22 protein-coding genes and 1 tRNA gene are annotated in these 25,895 nt (G+C 41.1%); all 23 read left to right on the top strand.

The window, feature by feature from the left end; translation table 11 throughout:
* The first annotated feature begins 679 nt into the window (after positions 1–679).
* The 23 genes from dnaA (at position 680) to H8S51_RS00515 (ending at position 25,590) form a co-directional block, all read left to right on the top strand.
* A complete protein-coding gene (gene dnaA / locus H8S51_RS00625; RefSeq protein ID WP_241070820.1) occupies positions 680–2,038 on the top strand; it encodes a chromosomal replication initiator protein DnaA in 1,359 nt (452 codons plus the stop codon).
* Positions 2,039–2,375: 337 nt separating this feature from the next.
* On the top strand, positions 2,376–3,488 hold the full coding sequence (gene dnaN / locus H8S51_RS00620) for a DNA polymerase III subunit beta (protein ID WP_117920595.1): 1,113 nt from the start codon (positions 2,376–2,378) through the stop codon (positions 3,486–3,488).
* A gap of 45 nt (positions 3,489–3,533) precedes the next feature.
* Positions 3,534–3,749, top strand: coding sequence for an RNA-binding S4 domain-containing protein (locus tag H8S51_RS00615; protein ID WP_118209752.1), 216 nt, complete (start codon positions 3,534–3,536; stop codon positions 3,747–3,749).
* Positions 3,746–4,852, top strand: a complete 1,107-nt coding sequence (recF, locus tag H8S51_RS00610; protein ID WP_186900475.1) for a DNA replication/repair protein RecF — start codon at positions 3,746–3,748, stop codon at positions 4,850–4,852. The genes H8S51_RS00615 and recF overlap by 4 nt, the downstream gene beginning before the upstream one ends.
* A gap of 4 nt (positions 4,853–4,856) precedes the next feature.
* Positions 4,857–6,794 carry a DNA topoisomerase (ATP-hydrolyzing) subunit B gene (gene gyrB / locus H8S51_RS00605; protein ID WP_186900474.1) on the top strand — a complete coding sequence of 646 codons (1,938 nt, stop codon included), beginning with the start codon at positions 4,857–4,859 and terminating at the stop codon, positions 6,792–6,794.
* 89 nt (positions 6,795–6,883) lie between these two features.
* Positions 6,884–9,508 (top strand): DNA gyrase subunit A, encoded by a 2,625-nt coding sequence (gene gyrA / locus H8S51_RS00600; protein ID WP_006857736.1) that lies wholly within the window; start codon positions 6,884–6,886, stop codon positions 9,506–9,508.
* A gap of 33 nt (positions 9,509–9,541) precedes the next feature.
* Positions 9,542–10,642 carry a hypothetical protein gene (locus tag H8S51_RS00595; RefSeq protein ID WP_186900473.1) on the top strand — a complete coding sequence of 367 codons (1,101 nt, stop codon included), beginning with the start codon at positions 9,542–9,544 and terminating at the stop codon, positions 10,640–10,642.
* A 28-nt stretch (positions 10,643–10,670) separates the two neighbouring features.
* On the top strand, positions 10,671–11,606 hold the full coding sequence (locus tag H8S51_RS00590) for a hypothetical protein (RefSeq protein WP_186900472.1): 936 nt from the start codon (positions 10,671–10,673) through the stop codon (positions 11,604–11,606).
* Positions 11,579–12,514, top strand: coding sequence for a helix-turn-helix domain-containing protein (locus tag H8S51_RS00585; RefSeq protein WP_186900471.1), 936 nt, complete (start codon positions 11,579–11,581; stop codon positions 12,512–12,514). Before H8S51_RS00590 ends, H8S51_RS00585 begins: the two co-directional genes overlap by 28 nt.
* 326 nt (positions 12,515–12,840) lie before the next feature.
* A complete protein-coding gene (locus H8S51_RS00580) occupies positions 12,841–13,203 on the top strand; it encodes a hypothetical protein (RefSeq protein ID WP_118209747.1) in 363 nt (120 codons plus the stop codon).
* A gap of 14 nt (positions 13,204–13,217) precedes the next feature.
* Positions 13,218–13,946, top strand: coding sequence for a hypothetical protein (locus H8S51_RS00575; RefSeq protein WP_118209746.1), 729 nt, complete (start codon positions 13,218–13,220; stop codon positions 13,944–13,946).
* 148 nt (positions 13,947–14,094) lie between these two features.
* Entirely contained in the window at positions 14,095–14,538 is a 444-nt protein-coding gene (locus H8S51_RS00570; protein ID WP_186900470.1) for a LytTR family DNA-binding domain-containing protein, read from the top strand.
* A gap of 54 nt (positions 14,539–14,592) precedes the next feature.
* Complete coding sequence (locus H8S51_RS00565; protein ID WP_241070819.1) at positions 14,593–15,051, top strand: DUF3021 domain-containing protein; 459 nt, start codon at positions 14,593–14,595, stop codon at positions 15,049–15,051.
* 142 nt (positions 15,052–15,193) lie between these two features.
* Positions 15,194–18,061 carry a glycoside hydrolase family 3 C-terminal domain-containing protein gene (locus H8S51_RS00560; RefSeq protein WP_186900468.1) on the top strand — a complete coding sequence of 956 codons (2,868 nt, stop codon included), beginning with the start codon at positions 15,194–15,196 and terminating at the stop codon, positions 18,059–18,061.
* A 255-nt stretch (positions 18,062–18,316) separates the two neighbouring features.
* Complete coding sequence (locus H8S51_RS00555) at positions 18,317–19,183, top strand: Rossmann-like and DUF2520 domain-containing protein (RefSeq protein WP_186900467.1); 867 nt, start codon at positions 18,317–18,319, stop codon at positions 19,181–19,183.
* A gap of 32 nt (positions 19,184–19,215) precedes the next feature.
* Positions 19,216–20,043: a 3-methyl-2-oxobutanoate hydroxymethyltransferase gene (gene panB, locus H8S51_RS00550; protein ID WP_118209743.1), complete on the top strand. Its 828-nt coding sequence runs from the start codon at positions 19,216–19,218 to the stop codon at positions 20,041–20,043.
* Between the two features lie 12 nt (positions 20,044–20,055).
* Positions 20,056–20,901 carry a pantoate--beta-alanine ligase gene (gene panC / locus H8S51_RS00545; RefSeq protein WP_186900466.1) on the top strand — a complete coding sequence of 282 codons (846 nt, stop codon included), beginning with the start codon at positions 20,056–20,058 and terminating at the stop codon, positions 20,899–20,901.
* A gap of 13 nt (positions 20,902–20,914) precedes the next feature.
* Positions 20,915–21,307: an aspartate 1-decarboxylase gene (gene panD / locus H8S51_RS00540; protein ID WP_118209741.1), complete on the top strand. Its 393-nt coding sequence runs from the start codon at positions 20,915–20,917 to the stop codon at positions 21,305–21,307.
* A gap of 179 nt (positions 21,308–21,486) precedes the next feature.
* Positions 21,487–22,632, top strand: coding sequence for a putative ABC transporter permease (locus H8S51_RS00535; protein WP_118209740.1), 1,146 nt, complete (start codon positions 21,487–21,489; stop codon positions 22,630–22,632).
* A 41-nt stretch (positions 22,633–22,673) separates the two neighbouring features.
* Entirely contained in the window at positions 22,674–23,519 is an 846-nt protein-coding gene (locus H8S51_RS00530) for a fumarate hydratase (RefSeq protein WP_118209739.1), read from the top strand.
* 102 nt (positions 23,520–23,621) lie between these two features.
* Positions 23,622–24,173 carry a Fe-S-containing hydro-lyase gene (locus tag H8S51_RS00525; protein WP_117920609.1) on the top strand — a complete coding sequence of 184 codons (552 nt, stop codon included), beginning with the start codon at positions 23,622–23,624 and terminating at the stop codon, positions 24,171–24,173.
* Positions 24,174–24,270: 97 nt separating this feature from the next.
* Entirely contained in the window at positions 24,271–25,329 is a 1,059-nt protein-coding gene (locus tag H8S51_RS00520; protein WP_118209796.1) for a Gfo/Idh/MocA family protein, read from the top strand.
* 173 nt (positions 25,330–25,502) lie between these two features.
* Positions 25,503–25,590, top strand: a tRNA-Ser gene (locus H8S51_RS00515).
* Positions 25,591–25,895: the final 305 nt, after the last annotated feature.

Below are 25,895 nucleotides of genomic sequence, written 5' to 3'. Positions count from 1 at the left end.
CTCCTCTGCCTGGCATTCACCATCATCCAAAAATGACGGTGCGATAGAAAACGTCCTAAGACGCATATTCTCAGTTAAAAAACATCATTTTCAATTATAACAGAAAAATGTTTCAAGTCAAGCACTAAAATTCTGATTGATTGGATTTTACTTATCTACATTTCAACATTTATCCATTTGTGGAAAATGTTGACCACTATATATATAAGGAAGAAACTCTATCTTTCTATATCTTGTTATTTGCATTTCCACAGTTATCCCCATGAAATGTTAAAAAATGTGGGTTAAAGAATGCCGATTTTTAGCGGGTTTGCAAAGTTATCCCCAATTTGTGGATAACTTGTGGATATTTTCTGGATAATCCACGGATAATGTGTTAATAAACAGTATAACCCCTTGTATTTAGCGGTCTATAACTTTTTTCGACTTATTCACACATATTTTTTTTATTTCTACAAATTTTTATTATTCAGGCTCTCTATTTTGCCCAAATCGGGATTTTTTTGCATTTACCCTAACTTGAAATACCCTGTACAAACTTTTCATTGATAAAAGCGAAAAAATAGTGTAGGATAGAACTATGTAGGATTTTTTATGATAGGCGTTAATGTGGAAAACTATCCACATGCAGATGAAAATACTCTTTTCATTAGAAAACAACGCAAAAATGAGGATTAAAATGGATAAAATTTTAGAAAAATGGGACGAGATTCTCTCAACCGTCAAACATGAACATGATATCAGTGATATTTCTTTTGATACCTGGATACGTCCGCTCGAAGTTTACGGTGTTGAGGGTAATACATTATATATACTGGTTCCATCTGAACAAATGACCCTGAGCTATATCTCAAAAAAATATTATCTTCCTTTAAAGGTAACGATCGCAGAGCTTACAGGAACAGAATACGAGATTCAGTTCATTCTGCCGGAACAGACAAAAAATATCCGTACCGGCAATAACAGTGTACCGAAAAAAAATGCACTTTCCGAAAAAGCGGACAGATCTAATCTTAATCCGAACTATACCTTTGACACTTTTGTCGTCGGCAGCAATAACCGTTTTGCCCAATCGGCGTCACTTGCCGTTGCCGAATCTCCGGGCGAAGCATACAATCCACTTTATATTTATGGAGGACCTGGACTTGGAAAAACTCACCTTATGCATTCCATCGGTCATTTTATATTAGAAAGAAACCCGAATGCAAAAGTACTTTACGTTACATCCGAGGAATTTACCAACGAAGTAATTGAATCAATTCGAAGTGGTAATGCCTCAGCAATGAACAAATTACGTGAAAAATATCGTACGATCGATGTACTGATGGTCGATGACGTTCAGTTTATCATTGGTAAAGAAAGTACGCAGGAAGAATTTTTCCATACATTTAATGCACTCCACTCTGCCGGCGAACAGATTATCTTAACATCTGATAAACCACCAAAAGACATGGAAACTTTAGAAGACCGGATTCGATCTCGTTTCGAATGGGGTCTTATTGCTGATATCGGAACGCCGGATTATGAAACACGTATGGCGATCCTCCGGAGAAAAGTCGAAGCAGACGACATGAAACTCAGTGATGAGATTCTAAATTATATTGCAACGAACATCAAATCAAACATCCGTGAACTTGAGGGTGCCTTAAACAAACTTCTGGCTTATTCCAATCTTGAAAAGACTGATATCACGATGGAAATCGCCATGAAAGAACTTCAGAATATTATTACACCGGACAAGCCAAGAGAGATCACACCTCAACTGGTAATCGAAGTTGTCACTGAACACTTCAATATCTCGCTGGATCAGATGATCTCCAAAAACAGAAGTAACGAAATCGCAAGACCAAGACAGATTGCAATGTACCTCTGTAAAAATATGACTGACATACCACTTGATTCGATCGGGCAGTTACTTGGGGGAAGAGATCATTCCACCATTATTCATGGTATCAAAAAAATTGCCGACGAGTATGAATCAAACGAAAATACACGCAATTTAATAGAAACTATCAAGAAAAAGATCAATCCTAACTAAAGTTATCAAGGTTTTTCGAAGTTATACACGAAAAATTGTGGATATCTTGTTAAATTAAAGTGAATTCCGTATGGACAAGTCTCATTTTCATGTTTAAAACCTGTTTATGGCATTTATGAGCTTCATCCTCAATTCACATCATTTCAAGATAATTTCCGCATGGTTTTCACAGGGTTATACCACCTCAAATTTTTTTGAACCCCTTGAAAATTAAGGCTTTGTGCGGTTATCAACTTATTAACAGCCTCTAAGACGACTACGGCGGATTTCTATTTATTTTTTTATGAACACGTTTTGGCGAGCCACTACGTTTCACCAGGAAGGAGTTATCTACAACATGAAATTAATTTGTTCTAAATCTAATCTGTTACATGGCGTTAATATTGTTTCAAAAGCAGTTCCTACCAGAACGACCATGGCAATATTAGAATGTCTTCTGATTGATGCTTCTGCAAATGAGATTAAACTTACCGCTAATGATATGGAACTTGGAATTGAAACTAAGATTGAAGGTGAGATTGCAGAACGCGGAGTAATCGCACTGGATGCAAAAATCTTTTCTGAGATTGTCCGTAAACTTCCGGACAGTGATGTCACGATCGAAACAGATGCATCTTTTAAAACAACGATCACCTGTGAAAAAGCAAAATTTAACATTGTCGGTAAATCCGGTGATGATTTTTCCTATATCCCATATATTGAACGTAACGAACCTATCATTATGTCCCAGTTCACCTTAAAAGAAGTCATTCGTCAAACAATTTTTTCAATTGCTGATAACGATAACAACAAGTTAATGACAGGAGAATTGTTTGAAATCGAAGAAAATGACCTTAAAGTTGTTTCTCTCGACGGTCATCGTATTTCAATCCGTAACATCGAACTGAAAAATAATTATTCTCACAAGAAAGTTGTCGTTCCGGGAAAAACACTTCAGGAAGTCAGCAAAATTCTTCCTGGAAGTGCAGAAGACGAAGTATCTATTTTTCTGACAGACAACCACATTGTTTTTGAGTTTGAGAATACGACAGTTGTTTCGCGTCTGATCGAAGGAGAATATTTTAAGATCGAACAGATGTTGTCTTCCGACTATGAAACAAAAGTTAAAATTAACAAACGCGAACTGTTAGACTGTATTGACCGTGCGACTCTTCTTGTCAAAGAAGGAGATAAAAAACCGATCATCATGAATATCACAGATGATTCCATGGAACTGAAGATCAATTCATTTATTGGTTCCATGAATGAAGATATTGATATAGCCAAAGAAGGAAAAGATATCCTGATCGGATTCAATCCGAAGTTTTTCATTGACGCATTAAGAGTCATTGACGAAGAGGAAGTTACACTGTACATGGTCAATCCAAAGGCTCCATGTTTTATCAAAGATGATGAAGGTACATTTATTTACCTGATTCTTCCGGTTAACTTCAATGCAGCTGCAAACTAATCATTTTTTGATTGATATTGCCGTAAGGCGATAGAAAGGAATTCCATGATAGAGATTCAGATCAGAGAATCAGATGAATTTATAAAACTTGGACAGGCTTTGAAAAAAGCCGGTCTGGTGGAATCCGGAGTTGACGCAAAATTTGTCATCCAGGATGGTTTAGTAAAAGTTAATGGCGAAACAGAATATCAGCGTGGAAAAAAAATCCACGATGGTGATGTGATTTCCTACAACGGAGAAACGGTGAAAGTCTCAAAATGATCATTCAATCCATTGAATTGAACAATTTCCGCAATTATGAAAATCTCCAGATTTCGTTTGATGAAGGGACTAATATTTTATTTGGTGATAATGCGCAGGGAAAAACCAATATCTTAGAAGCTGCTTACTTAAGTGGAACTACCAAATCCCACAAGGGAAGCAAAGATAAAGAGATGATCAGGTTTGGAACAAACGAAGCACACCTTCGGACTATGGTTTTAAAAAAAGGCAAACAATATCAGATTGACATGCATTTAAAACACAACCGTTCCAAAGGAATCGCTGTAAATAAAATACCAATGAAAAAAGCGAGTGAGCTTTTTGGAATATTGAACATCGTATTTTTTTCGCCAGAAGATCTGAATATCATAAAAAATGGTCCATCAGAGCGCAGACATTTTCTGGATGCTGAGTTATGTCAGTTAGATAAGATCTATTTATCTGATCTGTCGAACTATAATAAAATTCTGAATCAGCGCAATAAACTGTTAAAAGATATGGTTTATCGTCCTGAATTATCGGATACACTTCCGGTATGGGATATGCAGCTTATTGATACCGGGAAAAAAATCATCAGGCGCAGGGAACAGTTTGTAAAAGAACTAAATGAAATTGTTCATGAAATACACTACCGGATATCAGGTGGGAAGGAAGAACTTTTTCTGTCCTATGAACCAAGTGTTTCGGCAGATATGATGGAGCAGGAGATAGAGCGGGTAAGGCAGCGTGATCTGAAAATGTGTCAGACATCCGTAGGACCACACCGTGATGATCTGCTTTTCTCCATTGCAGATGTTGATATCCGCAAATTTGGTTCACAGGGACAGCAGAGAACATCTGCACTCTCTTTAAAATTATCCGAGATAGAGCTGGTAAGAAAATCAATCCATGATACTCCGATACTTTTACTGGATGATGTCTTATCAGAATTAGACAGCAGTCGTCAGAATTATTTGTTAAACAGTATATGTGACACCCAGACAATTATTACCTGTACCGGTCTGGATGAATTTATCCGTAACCGGTTCGAGATCAATAAAGTTTTTGAGGTAATAAGTGGTCAGGTATTTGAAAAAGGTCAGGTTATAGAAAGGCAAGGTTAGCAGAATGGCAACAGAGAAAATTGAAAATCCAAATGAATACGGAGCTGACCAGATCCAGATTCTGGAAGGACTTGAAGCAGTTCGTAAGAGACCAGGTATGTATATCGGCAGTACATCGGCGAGAGGACTCCATCATTTGGTCTATGAGATTGTAGATAATGCCGTGGATGAGGCACTTGCCGGATATTGTAAAAACATAGAGGTTACCATTAATCCGGATAATTCTATTACAGTCGAAGATGATGGACGTGGTATTCCGGTTGGAATGAACCATAAGGCTGGAAAATCAGCACTTGAAGTTGTATATACAGTTCTTCATGCCGGCGGAAAGTTCGGCGGTGGCGGATATAAGGTATCAGGTGGTTTGCACGGTGTAGGTGCATCAGTCGTAAATGCGCTCTCCACCAAACTTTGTGTCGAAGTGTATAAAGAGGGACAGGTTTATTTTCAGAGTTATCATATCGGAAAACCGGATGAACCGGTCAAAGTGATCGGAACCTGCGATCCGGAGAAACACGGCACAAAGGTTACATTCCATCCAGATCCGGATATCTTTGAGGAGACTGTTTATGATTATGACACTTTAAAACAGCGTCTTCGTGAGACTGCGTTTTTAACAAAAGGACTTCGCATCGTACTTACGGATACGAGAGAGGAATCCCATCATTGTCATGAGTTTCACTATGCCGGTGGTATCAAGGAATTTGTTACTTACTTAAATCGCAGCAAAGAAGCATTGTACCCGGATGTCATTTACTGTGAGGGAACCAGGGATGGTGTATATGTCGAAGTTGCCATGCAGCACAATGATTCCTACAATGATGCGACATACAGTTTTGTAAATAATATCATTACACCGGAAGGTGGTACGCACCTTGCCGGATTCCGTAATGCGCTGACAAAAACATTTAACTCCTATGCAAGAGCAAATAAGATTTTAAAAGATTCCGAACCTGCACTGACCGGTGATGATATCCGTGAGGGACTGACTGCGATCATCAGTATCAAGATCGAAGAGCCACAGTTTGAGGGACAGACAAAACAGAAGCTCGGAAACAGTGAGGCGCGTGGAGCAGTCGATTCCGTGGTAAGTGAACAGCTCACTTATTTCTTAGAGCAGAATCCGACGGTCGCAAAGAGTATCTGTGAAAAATCACTGCTCGCACAGCGTGCAAGAGAAGCAGCAAGAAAAGCGCGTGATCTGACCAGAAGAAAAACAGCCTTAGAGGGTACTTCTTTACCGGGAAAACTTGCGGACTGTTCAGACAAAGATCCGAAAAACTGTGAGATTTTCATCGTCGAGGGAGATTCTGCGGGTGGTTCTGCAAAGACAGCAAGAAGCCGTGCAACCCAGGCAATCCTTCCACTGCGTGGTAAAATCTTAAATGTAGAAAAAGCAAGACTGGATAAGATTTATGGCAATGCCGAGATCAAAGCGATGATCACTGCGTTTGGTACCGGAATCCATGAGGATTTTGATATTTCCAAGCTGCGTTATGATAAAATTATTATTATGACAGATGCCGATGTCGACGGTGCCCATATTGCGACCCTGATGCTGACATTTTTATATCGTTTTATGCCGGAGCTTATCAAGCAGGGACATGTATATCTTGCAACGCCGCCACTTTATAAGATTGAGAAAAATAAAAATATCTGGTATGCGTACGATGATAACGAGTTAAATAATATTCTGGTTGAGATCGGTCGTGACAGCAACAACAAGATCCAGCGATACAAAGGACTTGGAGAGATGGATGCTGAGCAGCTCTGGGAGACAACTATGGATCCGGAGAAACGTATTTTGAAACGTGTCATGATCGATGAGGAAAATTCTTCCGAGATTGATGTGACATTTACGACCTTAATGGGCGATAAAGTAGAGCCGAGACGTGAGTTCATTGAGGAAAATGCAAAATACGTGCAGAATCTGGATATTTAACAGATCGGTACAGCCGGATTTTTGAAATATGTGATCCGGCTGCAGATATCCGGATGACAGAGACGAGTTAGAAATGGAGAAGAAATCAGATGGATGATAAAATTTTTGATCAGATTCATGACGTCGATTTGAAAAAAACGATGGAAACATCCTATATCGATTATGCCATGAGTGTTATCGCACAGCGTGCGCTCCCTGATGTCAGGGATGGTTTAAAACCGGTACAGCGCCGTGTGCTTTACTCAATGATAGAGCTGAACAATGGTCCGGATAAGCCGCATCGTAAATGTGCGCGTATCGTCGGTGATACGATGGGTAAATACCATCCGCATGGAGACAGTTCTATTTACGGAGCACTTGTAAATATGGCACAGGAGTGGTCGACCAGATATCCGTTAGTTGACGGTCATGGAAACTTTGGTTCCGTGGACGGCGATGGCGCGGCTGCCATGCGATATACGGAGGCACGTCTCAGCAAAATTTCCATGGAAATGCTTGCTGATATCGGAAAAGACACCGTTGATTTCGTGCCAAACTTTGATGAGACGGAGAAAGAACCTACCGTTCTGCCATCCCGTTATCCGAACCTTTTGGTAAACGGAACTACCGGTATTGCCGTTGGTATGGCGACCAACATTCCGCCGCACAACCTGCGCGAAGTTATCAATGCCGTGGTAAAGATCATTGACAACAAAGTTGAGGAGGACCGCGATACCGACATCGAAGAATTACTCTCTATTGTCAAGGGACCGGATTTTCCTACCGGAGGAATGATCCTTGGAACAGCCGGAATCAATGAGGCTTACCGTACCGGACGTGGAAAAGTCCGCGTGCGTGCTATTACAGATATCGAACCAATGCAAAACGGCAAGAACCGTATCGTGGTAACGGAACTTCCGTACATGGTCAACAAAGCAAGACTGATCGAAAAAATCGCAGAGTTAGTGCGTGATAAGAAAGTAGACGGGATCACAGATCTTCGTGATGAGTCAGACCGTCAGGGTATGCGTATCTGTATTGAACTCCGTCGTGATGTCAATCCAAATGTAGTACTTAATTTACTTTACAAACATACACAGCTTCAGGATACATTTGGTGTGATCATGTTAGCGCTTGTCAATAACGAGCCGAAGGTATTAAACCTCTACGACATGTTAAAGTATTACCTGATCCATCAGGAAGAGGTTGTTACCAGAAGAACCAAATACGAATTAAATAAAGCCGAAGAGCGTGCCCACATTTTAGAGGGCTTGCTGATCGCACTTGACAATATTGATGAAGTCATCAGCATTATAAGGAGCAGCCAGAATACACAGGAAGCAAAATCACGTTTGATGGAGCGTTTCTCCTTAAGCGATGCACAGTCACAGGCAATTGTAGATATGCGTCTGCGTGCACTGACCGGTCTGGAACGCGAGAAACTCGAAGCAGAGTATGCAGAGCTGATGGACCGCATTGCAGAACTGCGTGCAATTTTGGCAGACAAGAAAAAACTGCTCGGCGTGATCCGTACGGAGATTCTGCTTATTGCGGATAAATACGGCGATGACAGAAGAACATCGATCGGATTTGACGAGTACGACATTTCCATGGAGGATCTGATCCCGGTAACAAATACCGTCATTACCATGACAAAGTTAGGTTACATCAAGCGCATGAGCCTTGACAATTTCCGCGCACAGAACCGTGGCGGTAAGGGAATCAAGGGAATGGAGACGATCGATGACGATTACATCGAAGAACTTTTGATGACGACATCCCATCACTACATGATGTTCTTCACAAACACCGGACGTGTATACCGTATCAAGGCTTACGAGATCCCGGAGGCAAGCCGTACCGCAAGGGGAACTGCGATCGTGAACCTGCTCCAGCTCCAGCCGGGCGAGAAAATTACGGCAGTTATCCCGATTCGTGAATACACGGAAGGACATTTCCTGTTCATGGCGACAAAGAAAGGCATTGTGAAGAAAACACCGATCACCGACTATGCAAATGTCAGAAAGACAGGACTTGCTGCGATCAGTTTAAGGGAAGATGATGAGCTGATCGAGGTAAAAAAGACAGATAACAATCAGGATGTTTTCTTAGTGACGAAATATGGTCAGTGTATCCGGTTTAAAGAGACAGATGTAAGAAAGACAGGCCGTACTTCCATGGGAGTCATCGGTATGAATCTTACGGATGGGGATGAAGTTATCGGTATGCAGATGCAGTCCCAGGGGGATGCACTCATGATCGTTTCAGAAAAAGGTCTTGGAAAATGTACACTGATCTCCGAATTTACCACGCAGAACCGTGGTGGTAAGGGTGTAAAATGTTACAAGATCACCGAAAAGACCGGAAATATTGTCGGCGTGAAAGCGGTAAACCAGGACAATGAACTGATGCTGATCACCACCGAAGGAATTATTATCCGTATCAAAGTCAGTGATACAACGTTGCTCGGAAGAATTACTTCCGGTGTCAAACTCATCAACTTAGATGAGAATGTCACGGTGGCAAGTATCGCAAAAGTGCGTGAGGATAAGAGTCTGATCGACAATGCAGACACATCCGAACTGCTCAGTGAGGAGGAAGAAAAGGAAAGTGCAGCCATCGCTGCGGAAAATGCAAAAAAGGCATCGGTAGAAAATACAGAGACAGACGACGAGCTGATGAAAGAACTGTTAGAGCGCGCAGAGGCTGATGGTTCCGAGGATGAGGAAGAATAGATAACCGTATAGTGAAGAAAGGGCAGAAGCTGAATGGAAAAAACAGTGTATGAACTAATGCATGGCGAAAAGATAGTAGCAGACATTGGGACGAACGGAGTATGCACAGTTTTGGACAGGGTGTTTCTGCCCTTTTCCATTTATCTGGAGGATACAGCAGAAAATGATGATCTCGATATCCGCATGGATAACCTCACAAATTTTTATTACTGGTGTGCAACCCGTGTTCTGACACTTGACCGTGTCTATGCAAAGGAAATTTTAAACAGTATCGGAGCACTGCAGGCGCAGACCGACCGTGACCGTGCCAAAATAGCGCTGTCCTATCACTGTCTGTCACTGACTGATATTTTCTGGGTTCGGGAAAAAGGGGAGAATATCACATTTTCACAGATCAATCTTTTTGAAAATCATCTGGATAATGCACTTGTGGATATTTCCCTGAGAGGAAAACAGATGGCCGTAGAGAACAGTTACCTGATTGCGGACGATCTCTCAACCAATGGCGTGTTTCCAAAAGCGTGGATCAGAGAGAAAAATTCATTTGCACTTTTAAAAGATGGAAACAGCAGGGCTGTGGAGAATGAAATTCTTGCAAGTAAGATCTACCGCTGTTTTGAATGTAGACAGGTGCTTTATGAAGAAAGCATTTTTGACGGACAGAAAGTTTCAAAAAGCAGGATCATTACGTCGGTGGATTACAGCATGGTATCGATGGAGGCATTTGAAATCTATGCAGCAAATCATGACATTCACGTTATGGATTTCGTGTTAAAGCTGGATGCATATTCCTACTACATGATGAACCTGCTCGATTACCTGATTGGTAACACGGACCGCCACTGGGGAAACTGGGGATTTCTGGTGGACAACCGCACAAACCAGCCGGTACGCCTGTTTGATCTGATGGATCTCAACCAGACTTTTTTGGCATATGATACGCCAGATGGTGCAAATTGCATGACGACCGGAAACCGGAAAATATCACAGCGTGAGGCTGCGGTGGAAGCGGTGAAAAAGATCGGGCTGAACCAGAGGGCTGAGATAAAAGATGAGTGGTTTGAAGGCAGGGAAAAAGAGAGGGAGATGTTCTGGTGCAGATTTGGAATATTAAAGGAACAATGGAAAGCGTAAAAATCTGAAGTTGCAAAGAGCGTGGGTTATGGAACAAAAGACAATGGAAGTAGTATTAAAATATTACAGGGAGAAGTATCACCTGAGGCAGGAAGATATCTGCAGAGGAATCTGTTCTGTTACCACTTTGTCGAGATTGGAACAGGGGAACAGGGAAGTCGATTCACTTCTTGGACAGACACTGCTTGGAAGGATTGGAAAAGAAGTCACACTGTTTGAAACAATTTTGAGTGAACAAGATTACGAATTGTGGAAAATGAGGGAGCAGATTGAAAAATCTGTGGAAAACAATCAGGTAAAAACTGCGAAAAAGAAGATTAGAGAATACCGGGGAGTCATGCCACAGGATGAATCTGTACATGAACAATATTGTCTTTATCAGGAAGCACGTACCATGATCGCAGAAAAGAATACTGGAAGCAGTTTGTGTGGGATTTTAGAAAAAGGAATCTGTCTCACAATTCCTGAGTTTAGGAAATCAATGGAAAAGGTGCGTCTGTACAGTTCGGTTGAGATTGAGATGATACTGCTGCTCATAAACTATGATTCGCCGAAGACAGAGATGGCAGAACAGGAATTATTAAATATTTTAGCGTATGTCAGTGGGTATCAGTCCGGGAGCAAAAAAGAAAAAGTCAGTACGGATATTTTTTTAGAGCTGATCTCCATACAACAGAGAAAAAATGATTACAGAAAAATTATGTTTTACACAGAAAAAGCGATTCAATGTATCAGTGAGGGAGCGGGTTTTTATCATCTTGCAGACATCTATTTTCTGCGGGCAAAAACGAGAGAAAAGCTCACGCCAAAAAATGCGGATAAAAATATGCTGTTAAAGAAAGCGATGGAAGAATGTAAGATTGCTGCGTGTCTGTATCAGTTGGAGGGGCAGGATGAAAAGGCACGGGATGCAGAAAAGTATGGTGAGGGATTAGTATGTCAAACTACAGAGCCGGAGATATAATACGGATGACAAGAGAGTTTGTTGGAATGTCCAGGGAAGAACTGAGTGATGAGATTTGTTCGGTACAGACATTGTATCGTATCGAGAGCGGAAAGACTCGCGTAAAAAGAGAACTGTATGCAAGACTCATGGCAAAAATGGAGCGTGTACCGGAAAAGAGCTATGCCATCTGTGTTGGGAAGAACTTAGAACTGTTAGAGGAACGAAAACTTTTTGAGCAGGCAATGCAGAATTATGACTATGAAAAAGCAGATTTATATTTAGGCAGGATGAAAGAGAAAGCGGATGATAATGTGATCACCAGGCAGTATCTTTTAAAGTCAGAAGCATTGATGGACTATTACTGCAAAAGAAGTGACAATCAGGCAGCAATCGAAAAATTGCAGGAGGCAGTCCGGCTGACACTTCCGGATTATGAGGAATGTCTGAAAAAAGATTTCCCGTTTACCGAACAGGAAATCATGAATCTGATGAGCCTTGCAAATGCTTATGCACATGCCGGGGATGTGGATGAGGCGGTGTATATTTTTGAGAGACTGCTGCAATGCTTGCAAAAGGACTATATTTTTGGAAAATATGCAGAACATATGAAACTTATTATTTTGCGAAATTTATCGGTTGCGTATATTGAAAAACGACAATATCATAAGGCAATTACACTCAATGAAAAATGTTTGAATATGGCAAAAGAAAACGATGAAGGGAAGGAACTGCATATTCTTTTGAGTGACAGAGCTTGTATTCTAAAAAAACAGAATGAGTGTGGACAGATAAATCGTGGAGAATTATGTATGGCGGAAAAATATTTAAAGCAGGCATATCTTTTAGCTTGTGCCAGAAGAGATAATAAAATGGCAGGAAGGTTAAAAGAAGTTTATCAGCATATGTTTGAAAAAGATTTAAATTAAAACTCGTTATAGTCCCAAATGGTATCGCCACTTAATGTAGATATATAAAAAAGAGTTTTTTGTTGTGGGTAATTTTTTAAATTAAATAGTAAACATAAAAACGACAATATAATTATAGCCTTTTTTAGAAAGTAATAGAAATTTTTCATAAAACTAGATACTCCTGTAAATCTTATTTCGATTTAATATATTACAAAAATAAGCAAAAAGACCATACCATAACTGGAAAATAATGTTTTCCAGTTATGGTATGGTCTGAAAAAATAAAATCATGTATCATAAATATGTAATTATAAAAATTGTTTGCAAAACAGGGGGGAAAACAAATGAGAAAAAAATTATTTTCAAAACAATTAGTCTGTTGTATGATGGTATTAGTAATGGTATTTGGGATGACAAATACTGCAAGTGCATGGACTGCAAGATATGCAAGGTGTCCAAGGTGTGGCGTATCAAATAAAAGTTATGGATTTGAGGGAAGAATATATACAGATACATTAAATTATGGTCCGGGGAAAACATGTCCAGTATGTAACATTGTTGTACCGGTAGGAAGCAAACATTATGTAGATGTAATATATGATAGATATTATTTTTTATGTAATGGAGCAAAGTGTTCTGGATTAAGTATTGAGAATCGAAAGTATACTATTTTGGTTGAATCTGATAGACAACATTGGCAAAAGTAGAAAGGAATGTTGATATGGATGTAGGATCAATTCAAAGTAAAGTCACAAGAGGGAACTATTTCAATTCTAAAAAATCTGTGACTTTAGCAGGTGAGCAGGAGTTTTTGCCGGAAAATAAAGATGCAGGGCAGCAGTCTGGAATCAGCCATTGGACATATACGACTGTTTCCAATTCATCTGTTCACAATCCGATGCAGGATAAACTGCAGTCTGAGAGTGAACAGATTCAGGATGATGGAGTAAAAGACTTATTTCAGCAGATGGTAAATTCATATAAAAATCTGAACCTGAATCTGGTTGAATCTGAGGAAGAGTGTAAAGCGACTGAAGTGGCAAAAGATGGCGACCAGAATAAAAATAATATCATCAATGTAGATAGAAAAGTTATTTTATCTATGAAACAAAGCCAGGAATATGCAGAACGGGTCAATCATATTTTACAGAATGCAAATGAAGTGACAAGCGGATTTATCGAAGACTGTATACAGCATGCAAAAGAACTTTCAGACGATGAGACAATCTGTACGGTAGGAAAAATTGAGACAAAGCTCATAGATAATGGTGGCAAACCGGCATTGGTCACATCCGTGCATTTTGAATATACATCGAAACATTCGGATGAAGTGAAAGAACACAGATGGGACGGAAATGTGGAAAACCTGAAAAAAGAATATATGCAGAAAATAGCGAAAAAATTTGAGGACAGAGTGGAAGAATTGTTAAGAGACAGGGAAAAACATTGATAAGTTATCAAAACAAGACACGAAAAAACAGGGTGGCAGCACCCTGTTTTTTTTCCATCCACCGACCCAAACCGACCACTTACCGCAAATCAGTAGAAAACGTCTAAGCCATTGCCTATAATGACATCAGAAAGGAGGAAGTGAGAAAATGCAAATAGAAATAAAACTCGATGAATCCTGCAAAGAACCTAAAATCATCATCCATACAGACAAGATGACCGAAGAAGTATCACAGATCGTAAAGCTGCTGTCGGAAGAAAAACCGGAAGTCTTTGCAGCGATTCACGAGAATGGCGAAATCGTTTTGTTAGAACAGACGGAAATAATACGGATCTATGCAGAAAACGAACGGGTATATGCAAAGACAAAAGACGGCAGCTACCGGTTAAAGGCAAGACTGTATGAGTTGGAGGAGAGGCTGAACAAAAAAATGTTTATCCGCATCTCCAATTCGGAGATCATTAATCTGAAAGAAGTAAAAAAATTTGACTTAAGTTTTTCCGGGACGATCTGTGTTTCGATGTCAGACAAAACAGCAACGTATGTTTCAAGGCGTTACGTCAGAAAAATTAAACAGGTATTGGGATTATAGAAATGGTGGTTCGTGTGAAAAATATATTTTTCACACACAGGAATGGAGGTTATCATGAAAAAAAGAATTTTATGCAGAGCGCTTACAGGTGCGCCAATCGGTCTGGCAATCAGTACCGCAATTACAATTTTCTTTTCGCTCATATACGGTGACGGAAATTATTATCCGGTCGTCCCAGCATTGGTGGAGCAGTGTGGAAATGAAATCAATGCGGTGATGGCGCAGATGATCGCATCTTTGCTGTACGGTGCAGTCTGGGCAGGCGCGTCCGTGATATGGGAGATGGATGACTGGAGCCTGCTGCGGCAGACAGTGACTCATCTGCTGGCAGGTTCGATTGCAACATTTCCGGTTGCATATCTGATGTATTGGATGAAACATAGCATTGCAGGGGTCGTTGTATATTTTGCGATATTTATCGGAATCTATGTTGGAATCTGGATCACATTATACAGCAGGGCAAAGAGAGAGGTCACAAAGCTGAATGAAAAAGTAAGTTTACAAAACCGGTAAGAGATCTGTTTTTTATTGCAAAACACCGCTCCATTTGCAGGTATTTTTCTAAAAAGAGAAATGATACATTGAAGAAAATGAGAAACTTGCAGGAGGGAGGCTGCTGTATGGAACACAGGTTCTTACGGCAGCAAGGCAGAAAATGGAAAAAAATATAAAATTTGAACAGAATACACCGCTGTGGGATAACAGTCTTTCGATAGAAGAACGTCTTGACTATCTGACAGGGGCAATGACGCTTGAAGAAAAAATACACTGTCTGACAACCGGATGCTCTGACATTCCGAGGCTTGGAATCCGGGCAACTTATATGGGCGGTGAGGCTGCACACGGGATTGAGGCGAGACATGACCAGGCATTTAATAAAGGGGTGCCGGAGCCGACCACAGCTTTCACTCAGCCGATTGGTATGAGTGCGAGTTTTGACAGGGAGCTGATCAGAGAATGTGGTCGCGCTGTCGGCGAGGAAGCCAGGGCTTTGTATACAAGAAATGGTGGAGGCGGGCTCTGCCGCTGGGCGCCAACGATTGATATGGAGCGCGATCCGAGATGGGGAAGGACGGAAGAGTCATACGGCGAAGATCCGTATCTGACCGGAGAGATGGCGGGCGCATATATCCGCGGTATGAGGGGCGAGGATCCTTTTTATATCCGCTGCGGGGCAACGCTGAAACATTTTTACGCAAACAATGTGGAGAAAGACCGCATTAAGATCTCATCTTCCGTGGACCGGAGAAATAAAAACGAATATTATTTAAAACCTTTCAAAAAGGCGATCATGGAGGGCGGTGCGGAGGCAGTCATGACATCCTACAATGAGATCAATGGAACCCCTGCGATTGTCAATGATGAGGTACGTCATGTTTTAAAGGGCACTTATGGGCTGCCGGGACATGTGGTCTGTGACGGTGGTGATTTTTCACAGACGGTGAACGATCATCATTTTTATCAGACGCACGGGGAAACACTGGCAAATGGCCTGAAGGCTGGTGTAGACTGTTTCACGGATGATGGCGAACTCGTTTATGCTGCGGCAAGGAAAGCATTGGATAACGGCTGGATCACGGAAAAAGATATTGATGAATCGGTGCGCAATTCATTCCGGACAAGGATAAGGCTTGGCATGTTTGACAAAGAGGGCGACTGCCCGTATCAGAACATGGGCGAAGAATATATCAACAATGAGGAACATCAGGAGCTTGCCCGTAAAATGGCGGCTGAGGCGGTTGTCCTTTTGAAAAATGAAAATGAAATTCTTCCGTTGGATGAAAATGCAGTAAAAAATGTAGCAGTAGTAGGTCCACTCTCTGATGTGTGGTACAAGGACTGGTATTGTGGCATCCCTCCTTATGAGGTTACTGTCTTAGATGGGATCAAAGAAGCATTTCCAAATGCAAAGATCAGCCATGAGACAGGACTTTCTGAGATCCGTATCCGTCTGGCAGATGAAACCGGTGATAACTGCTATGTAGGACTGGATGAGAATACCCGGTTAAAACTGGTAGCAAAAGAACAGGCAGAAACATTTATATTGAATGACTGGGACTGTGGCAGTATGACCCTGGTGGCAAAAAGCAACGGCAGATTTGTCACTTTAGAGGAGGATACAGATATCATCAAGGCGGACAAAAAAGAAGCCTTTGGGTGGTTTGTCCGTGAGTTGTGGAATTTGAAGTGGGAAAAAAGCAGTTTTACACTGGAAAGCTGGAATAAGAAGCAGGTAATTGTGGATAAAGATGGTCATTTTTCCATCTGCGTGGATAATCCGCCGGCAAGATTTGAGATAGAGATCGTAAAAGACGGGAAAACTGCTGCGGAGAAAACAGCAAAAGAAGCTGATCATGTGATAGCAGTCATTGGCTGCAATCCGGTCATCAACAGCAAAGAGGAAGTTGACCGCACCACGATTGTACTTCCGACGGAGCAGGAAGAACTGGTAAAACGGGTGGCAGCAGTGAATCCGAACACCATTGTGGCTTTGATCAGCAACTATCCGTATGCCATCGGTGAATTGGAGAAAAATGTTCCGGCGATCCTGCTGTCTGCATCGGGCAGTCAGGAACTTGGACACGGAATCGCAGATGTGCTGACCGGAAAAGCAGCAGCTGCGGGACGATTAAATATGACATGGTACCGTTCGGATGAAGATCTGCCGGATATGAACGACTATGATATCATTCAGGGAAAACGCACTTACCAGTATTTTGACAGAGAAGTGCTCTATCCGTTTGGATATGGTCTGACTTATGCAGCATTTTCCTACGAAAAAATGCAGATCAAAAAAGAACGCGGCTGTATCAAAGTGAGCTGCTTTATCAGGAATACCGGAGAAAAAACCGGGGATGAAGTCGTACAGCTTTATGTGCATAAAAAGGATTCCCGTGTAAAACGACCGATCAAACAGCTGGCTGGATTTGAGCGTGTCCATAATATAAAACCGAAAGAAATCAGAAAAGTTAACTTTACAGTACAGTTGTGGGAGTTAGAGTATTATGATGTGATCTCAGAGCGTATGATCTTAGAAGACGGAACATATCAATTTATGGCAGGCGCGTCATCACAGGATATCCGCTTAGAACAGAGTATTGAAATTGATGGAACGCATGCCGGAAAAAGAAATCCGTTCCAGGCAACTGCTGCCGACTGTTATGATGCATATGACCACATGTTTTTACATCGGGGAATCAACGGTTCATCCTGTGTGATCCCTGGCTGTGCCGGAGATGATCCGGATGAGATGAAAGAACAGCCGGTGAGTGGAAAGTTAATTTATCATGATTTTGTATTCAGCAAAAAGCCGCTTAGGCTGAACATCACGTTAAAAGTATTAGAACCGGTCAAGGTGACTGTGACAGGGAAAAATGTCGCAACGGTCACTGCAGAGCCGGTGGACTGTTACCGGATGTTAGAGATGGATCTGCCGGAAAATTTTATTGAAACCGGAAAACCGGAAACCATTCAGATCCAGGTGGAGGGAAAATGTAAGATATCCAAATTTGTGTTTGCCTGATAAAAAATTCACAATTGAACCGTGCGCAGTGAAGTGTTATAGTATGTTTTGGATGATATTCCGTATACAGGAAATCATACCAGAACATATTTTTTATCAGAAAAAGAGAATAAAACCAGGAAAACCGCTTGTATCCGTCAGTCGACGGAATGAGACAGTCGCATGCTGCTTCACAAAACGGGGAGTGAAATCCGGTTCACATTTTGCTCCGCCAGACAAAGGGGGAAAATCCCCTGTCCGTCAGAGGAGGATTGCATGCAGATCAGTTTTATTGGCGCCGGAAAGGTCGGCGTGTCACTCGGAAAATATTTTATCAGTAAGGGCAGGAAAGTAGGAGGTTATTATAGTCTAAGCCCAGAGTCTGCCGCATGGGCAGCAAATTTTACACACACAAAGAAATATCAAAGTATCAAAGAAATCATTAGCAGCAGCGACATGATCTTTTTTACCGTACCTGATGACAGAATCAGGGAAGTCTGGGAGTCGGCAAGACCGTATACCCATGGTAAAATCATTGCACACTGCAGCGGGATTCACAGTTCGAACATCTTTTCTGATATAGATCGTACTGGTAGTATGGCCTATTCTATTCATCCACTCTGTGCCATCAGTGACAGGGAAACATCCTGGCAGGCGCTTGGTGATGTACTGTTCACCATTGAGGGGGATGCACGAAATATCTCCAATATCCAAGAAATGTTTACGCAGATGGGAAACCGTACCTGTTTTATTTCTGCGGAAAACAAAATCAAATATCATGCAGCGGCGTCTTTGGCATCAAACCATATGACGGCGGTATTTTTTATGGCGCAAAAACTGTTCTTAGAGTGCGGTTTTACGGAACAACAGGCAAATGAGGAATTGTACCGGCTTGCAAAAGGCAATCTGGAAAATATCCATGCACAGGGATGTATTGCTTCCCTGACAGGACCTGTGGAGCGCGGTGACAAAAATACCGTACAGAAACATCTGGATGCATTGAATGCTGACATGAAAAAAGCCTATCTGGAAAATGCAAAGCAGCTTTTAGAGATTGCGGAGCAGAAAAATCCGGATAGAGATTATGCGGCAATGAAAGAAGTTTTCATGCCGACAAAAATTGAAAAATCGTGTGAAAAATAAAGATTTTCACATGCAGGAATGGAGAATGAAAAATGAAAAACACAGTACTGACTTTGCAGAAGCAAAAAGACGAACACGACAAGATCACAATGGTAACGGCTTACGATTACACGACCGCGAAGATCATGGATGAATCCGGCGTGAACACGATCTTAGTCGGAGATTCACTGGGTATGGTCATGCTTGGTTATGATGATACATTATCCGTGACCATGGAAGATATGATCCATCACACGGCAGCAGTGACCAGAGGAGCAAAAAATGCATTTGTTGTTGCAGATATGCCGTTTATGTCCTACCAGACTTCCGTCTATGATGCGGTGGTCAATGCGGGACGCCTGATGAAAGAGGGCAGAGCAAACGCAGTCAAATTAGAGGGTGGAGTAGAATTTGCCCCGCATATCAAAGCAATCGTACAGGCATCGATCCCGGTCGTTGCACATCTTGGACTGACACCACAGTCAGTCAATGCATTTGGCGGATTTAAAGTACAGGGCAAAGATATCGAAGCAGCACAGAAACTGATCGAGGATGCAAAAGCAGTGGAAGAAGCAGGTGCATGCATGGTTGTTTTGGAATGTGTACCGGCAAAACTTGCGAAGAAAATCACGGAGACACTTAAGATTCCGACCATCGGTATCGGGGCAGGCGCAGATTGTGACGGTCAGGTGCTTGTTTATCAGGATCTGCTTGCCATGTACGGTGATTTCCGTCCAAAATTCGTAAAAGTATTCGCAAATGTCGGTGATGCAATGCGCGAGGGAATGGCAGCATACATCAAAGAGACAAAAGAGGGAACATTTCCGTCAGCAGAGCACTGTTTTAAAATAGACGATTCCGTGATCGAAAAATTATATTAGGGGGACAAAAAAATGAAAATCGTATCAACCATAAATGAAGTAAGAGAACAGGTAAAAGAGTGGAAAAAAGAAGGAAATACGATCGGTTTTGTTCCGACCATGGGCTATTTACATGAGGGACATGCGAGCCTTATTGATGCGGCACGCAAAAATAACGGCAAAGTAGTGGTCAGCATTTTTGTAAATCCGATCCAGTTCGGACCAAATGAGGATTTAGACAGTTATCCAAGAGATTTAGAGCATGACGCAAAACTCTGTGAGGAGCATGGAGTTGATCTGATCTTCCATCCGACACCGGATGAGATGTATGGGGATAACTTCTATACCTTTGTGGATATGGATGTGCTCACAAAAGAACTTTGTGGATTAAGCAGGCCGGTTCACTTTCGTGGAGTATGTACGGTTGTATCCAAGCTGTTTAACATTGTGACTCCGGACAATGCATATTTCGGACAGAAAGATGCGCAGCAGTTAGCGATCATCAAACGTATGGTCAAAGATTTAAACATGCCGTTATCCATCCACGGCTGTCCGATCATCCGTGAAGAGGATGGTCTTGCAAAGAGCTCCAGAAATACATATCTTTCCCCGGAAGAGAGAAAAGCTGCACTTGTTCTGAGCCGTTCTGTTTTCCTTGGTGAAAAAATGGTAAAAGAAGGAGAGCGTGACTGTAAGAAAGTGATTGCTGCAATGACCGCGGAAATAGAAAAAGAACCGTTGGCAAAAATCGATTATGTCAAAATTGTAGATTTATCCACAATGCAGCAGATCGATACAATCGAACACGGCATACTTGCAGCAATGGCAGTATACATCGGAAAAACAAGACTGATCGACAACTTTATGATCGAGGACTAGAAAAGAGGAAAATATGACAATTTCAATGTTAAAAGGAAAAATCCACCGCGCGACCGTAACACAGGCAGAACTTGACTATGTGGGAAGTATTACCGTAGATATCCAGCTTTTAGAGGATGCCGGAATCTTCGAATATGAAAAAGTACAGATCGTGGATGTAAACAACGGCGCACGCTTTGAAACTTATACGATCGCAGGGGAGCGCGGCAGCGGAGTCATCTGTTTAAACGGTGCAGCAGCCCGTATGGTACAGACGAATGATAAAGTGATCATCATGGCATATGCAGATGTGACGCCGGAAGAGGCAAAACAGCAGAAACCGGTTGTTGTGTTTGTAGATGAAAATAACCATACGACTGAGATTACAAACTATGAACATCATGGGGAGATATCGGCGATCCGTTAAAGAAATCCGGTAACAGCAGATATGAGAATGTGGCGTTGGTGAAACGGTAACAGTTGAATCATAAAAAGCAATAAGTTATAATTATTTATAATTTATTGCTTTTTTTAGTTATGTCAATTTATTTTTGCAGAACAAAATTCATTTTTTGAAAAATAGATCTGTTTACATGGAGGGAAAATATGCCGCATAATTTTTATGAACTCGTATGGATTTTTATCATTTATGCCTTTATCGGCTGGTGTACGGAAGTATCTTATGCAGCCTTAGACCGTGGAATTTTTGTAAACCGTGGATTTTTAAATGGGCCTTACTGTCCGATTTATGGCTGTGGCGTTGTGATCGTCGTTGCGGTGTTAACCCCATTGAAAGAAAATCTGTTGATATTGTTTATCGGTTCATTTTTACTGACATCCATTCTGGAATATATTACAGGATATCTGCTTGAAAAAGTATTTCATAACCAGTGGTGGGATTATTCTGACAAGCCGTTTAATATTCATGGCTATGTCTGCCTCAAATTTTCCATCTACTGGGGACTTGCATGTACATTTATCATGGATGTTCTGCATCCGATCATTTATAAAGGAATTACGCTGATGCCGCATATTCCAGGCGTAATATTGCTGTGTATTATCATGACTGTCTTTTTTGTGGACTGCGGCATTACCGTTGCAACAATCCTGAAATTTAATAAACGACTCAAAGTTATGGATGAAATGGCGGAACGTATACATAAACTGTCTGATGAGATCGGAGAAAACATTTATGAGAACGTGACGGACATTGTAGAAAAATCAGAAGAATTCCAGAAGACACATGCGGAGCTGCTGGATAAATTAGCGGAAACAAAGGATAACCTGATGGAGATTCCGGGCAGTGCCAAAGAAAAGATCACAGAAACGACTGGTGCAGCGAAAGATAAAATTGTTGAGACAACTGGAACTGCAAAGGATAAGATTGCAGGAACGACTGGTGCAGCAAAAGATAAGATTACAGGAACAACCGGCGCAGCGAAAGATAAATTTGCAGATACTGCCGCAAATGCCAGACTTGTGCTGGAAGAAAATATTATGGAAGCTAAGAGCAGTTTTGAAGCTAAGAAAAATGCCTGGACTGAAAAATCCGAAGAGTGGAAGAAAAACCGCGAAAGACAAAAGGCGGAACTTTCCGAACTTTCCGAAAAATATGAACATCTTTTTGAGGAGAAGAACTTTGGTTTTAAGCGTCTTATGAAGGCATTCCCTGATATGAAGTCAAGAGAGAACGATAAGACTCTGACGGAATTTAAAAAACATTTTCATTTAGACAAGCCGGAACAAAAATAAAATAAACGCACAGCGGGCAGCAGTGCAGAAACGGAGAAAACATGATCAGAACAGTCGATACCAAGATAATTACAGAAAATATCAAAGAGATGTGTATTGAAGCAAATCATTATCTTTCAAAAGATATGGACATTGCAATGAAGCAGGCAGTTGAGACAGAAAAATCCGAACTTGGTAAAAAAATCTTAAACCAGCTTCAGGATAACTTAAAGATCGCAGATGAAGAGATGATACCGATCTGTCAGGATACCGGAATGGCAGTCATCTTTTTAGAAGTTGGACAGGATGTTCATTTTGAGGGAGATGCGATCGAGGATGCCATTAACGAAGGCGTGCGTCAGGGATACACAGAAGGATTTTTACGGAAATCTGTTGTAAAAGATCCATTGATCCGTGAAAATACAAAAGATAATACACCGGCAGTTATCCATTATTCCATCGTACCGGGAGATAAAGTAAAGATTACGATTGCACCGAAAGGATTCGGAAGTGAAAACATGAGCCGCGTGTTCATGTTAAAGCCGGCAGATGGTATCGAAGGAGTGAAAGATGCCATATTAACAGCCGTAAAAGATGCAGGACCGAATGCATGCCCGCCTATGGTCGTGGGAGTCGGGATCGGTGGTACGTTTGAAAAATGTGCAATTCTTGCAAAAAAAGCGCTGACCCGTCCGGTTGGCGAACATTCCGATATCCCTTACGTGAAAGATATGGAAGAAGAACTGCTTGGAAAGATCAATAAACTTGGCATTGGACCGGGCGGACTTGGCGGTACGACAACAGCACTTGCAGTCAATATCAATACTTATCCGACACATATCGCAGGACTTCCGGTAGCTGTTAATATCTGTTGTCATGTAAACCGTCATGTAGTAAGGACAGTCTGAGATTAAGACTTTTCAAATGCAAAATACATTTTTCACACGCAGGATTTGTGCTTCGCACAAACTTGTGATGCGCTTAAAAGCAGCGTAAGAATGGAGGTTATCATGGATAAACACATTACAACACCGATTACGGAAGAAGTCACAAAAGATTTAAAATCTGGTGATTATGTTTATATTACAGGAACGATTTATGTAGCAAGGGATGCTGCACATAAAAGAATGATCGAGGCACTGCAGCGTGGAGAAGAACTGCCGATCGATATTAAGGACAGCACAATATATTATATGGGACCGTCTCCGGCACGAGAAGGGAGACCAATCGGTTCGGCAGGACCAACAACAGCTTCACGTATGGATAAATATGCACCGACATTACTTGACCTTGGAGAAAAGGCTATGATCGGTAAGGGGAAACGCACAAAGGAAGTTATTGATGCGATTGTACGTAACCATGCAGTTTACTTTGCGGCGATCGGTGGTGCAGGAGCACTGTTATCAAAATGTATCACAAAATCAGAGATTGTATGTTATGAGGATCTTGGAGCAGAGGCAATCCGCAAGATTGAGATAAAAGATTTCCCGGTTATCGTTGTCATTGACAGCCAGGGGAATAATCTTTATGAAACAGCGATCAGGGAATTTGCATCCATTTAAGAATAAAATTTTTACATGTGAGGATTTGTGTTTATGCACCGACATGCAGATGAAAAAGAGATTTTCACTGGAAAGCAGCACAGGAATGGAGAATTTTATGGAAAGAAATTTAAACTGGGCAGTTCTTGGAACCGGTGTGATCGCAAATGAGATGGCGCAGGCTTTAAATACCATGGGGAAAAAACTCTATGCAGTGGGAAACCGTACTCATGAAAAGGCAGTTAAATTTGCGAAAAAATATCAGGTAAAAAAAGTATATGATGATTTTCATGAGATGTTTACTGATCCACAGGTGGATGTGATCTATATCACTACACCGCATAACACCCATATCGAATTTGTCAGGGAAGCGCTGAAAAATAAAAAGCATGTGTTATGTGAAAAATCAATTACTTTAAACAGTCTTGAACTGGATGAAGCATTGCAGCTTGCAAAGGAAAATAATGTTATTTTTGCAGAAGCGATGACAATCTGGCATATGCCGCTTTATAAAAAATTATGGGAATTTATCGATGCGGGGAAAACGGGAGAATTTTCTTCAAATCTGAAAGAAGAGTATGCAGAGATTGCAGACTGGTTGAAAGAAGGGATACCTGCACTTGGAAAAGTCCAGATGATCCAGCTTAATTTTGGAAGTTATAAAGAATATAATATGGATAACCGTTTCTTTAATATGAATCTTGCAGGTGGGGCATTGTTAGATATCGGTGTCTATGCACTCAGTATTGCACGCAGTTTTATGGAGAGCAAACCGGATCAGGTTTTGAGCCAGGTAAAATTTGCACCTACCGGCGCGGATGAACAGGCAGGCATTTTACTGATGAACAAAGAATCACAAATGGCAACGCTTGCTTTATCCTTACATTCAAAACAGCCAAAACGTGCAGTCATCAGTTGTGAAAAAGGATATATTGAAATCATGGAATATCCGCGGGCAGATCAGGCGGTGATTGTGGAAGCTGAGTCCGGGGTGCGCCATATTGTGACAGCAGGAGATACAAAAAAGGCCTTACAATATGAAATGGAAGATATGGAGTATGCAATAGAGACGGGAGATATCCGGAAACTCAGAATATCTGATACAAAAGATGTCATGGATATTATGACAGGTTTAAGGAAAGAATGGAATATGAAATATCCGGGAGAGATATGGTAAAAGTATACTGGCATTTAAAATGCCTTTTCTGTGATATAAATAATTATAAATCCGTATTCCGGGAATAAAAAACAGAAATGTGAAAATAATAGTTGACAAATCAGGAAAGATTTAGTATAGTTATTCATGCGTTACGGCGCACGAACAATATCATATTGATAAATAAAGACTTTGGAGAAGTACTCAAGTGGCCGAAGAGGTGCCCCTGCTAAGGGTATAGGTCGGGTAACCGGCGCGAGGGTTCAAATCCCTCCTTCTCCGCTTATTATTTACAATATGAGTTGTTCAAATTTTTTTTGAAAATGTTGTTGACAAACATCACAAACTTTGGTAATATAAACGAGTTGTGAAAAATAAGAATTACAAATTGTTTAAAAAAACATGAAAATTCAAAAAGTTACAACAAATCAGAAAAAAGTTCTTGACAAACAGAACAACACATGATAAGATATCAGAGTTGTCGCGTTTGAGATAACAAATCGGACATAAACGATTGAAAGAAATTCTTTCAAAAAAATGAAAAAAGTTCTTGACAAACCAGTCTTGATAAGATATAATAAACAAGC

The organism is Roseburia rectibacter, from assembly GCF_014287515.2.
GTDB classification, from domain to species: domain Bacteria; phylum Bacillota; class Clostridia; order Lachnospirales; family Lachnospiraceae; genus Roseburia; species Roseburia rectibacter.
This window is presented reverse-complemented; position numbering and strand designations above follow the sequence as displayed.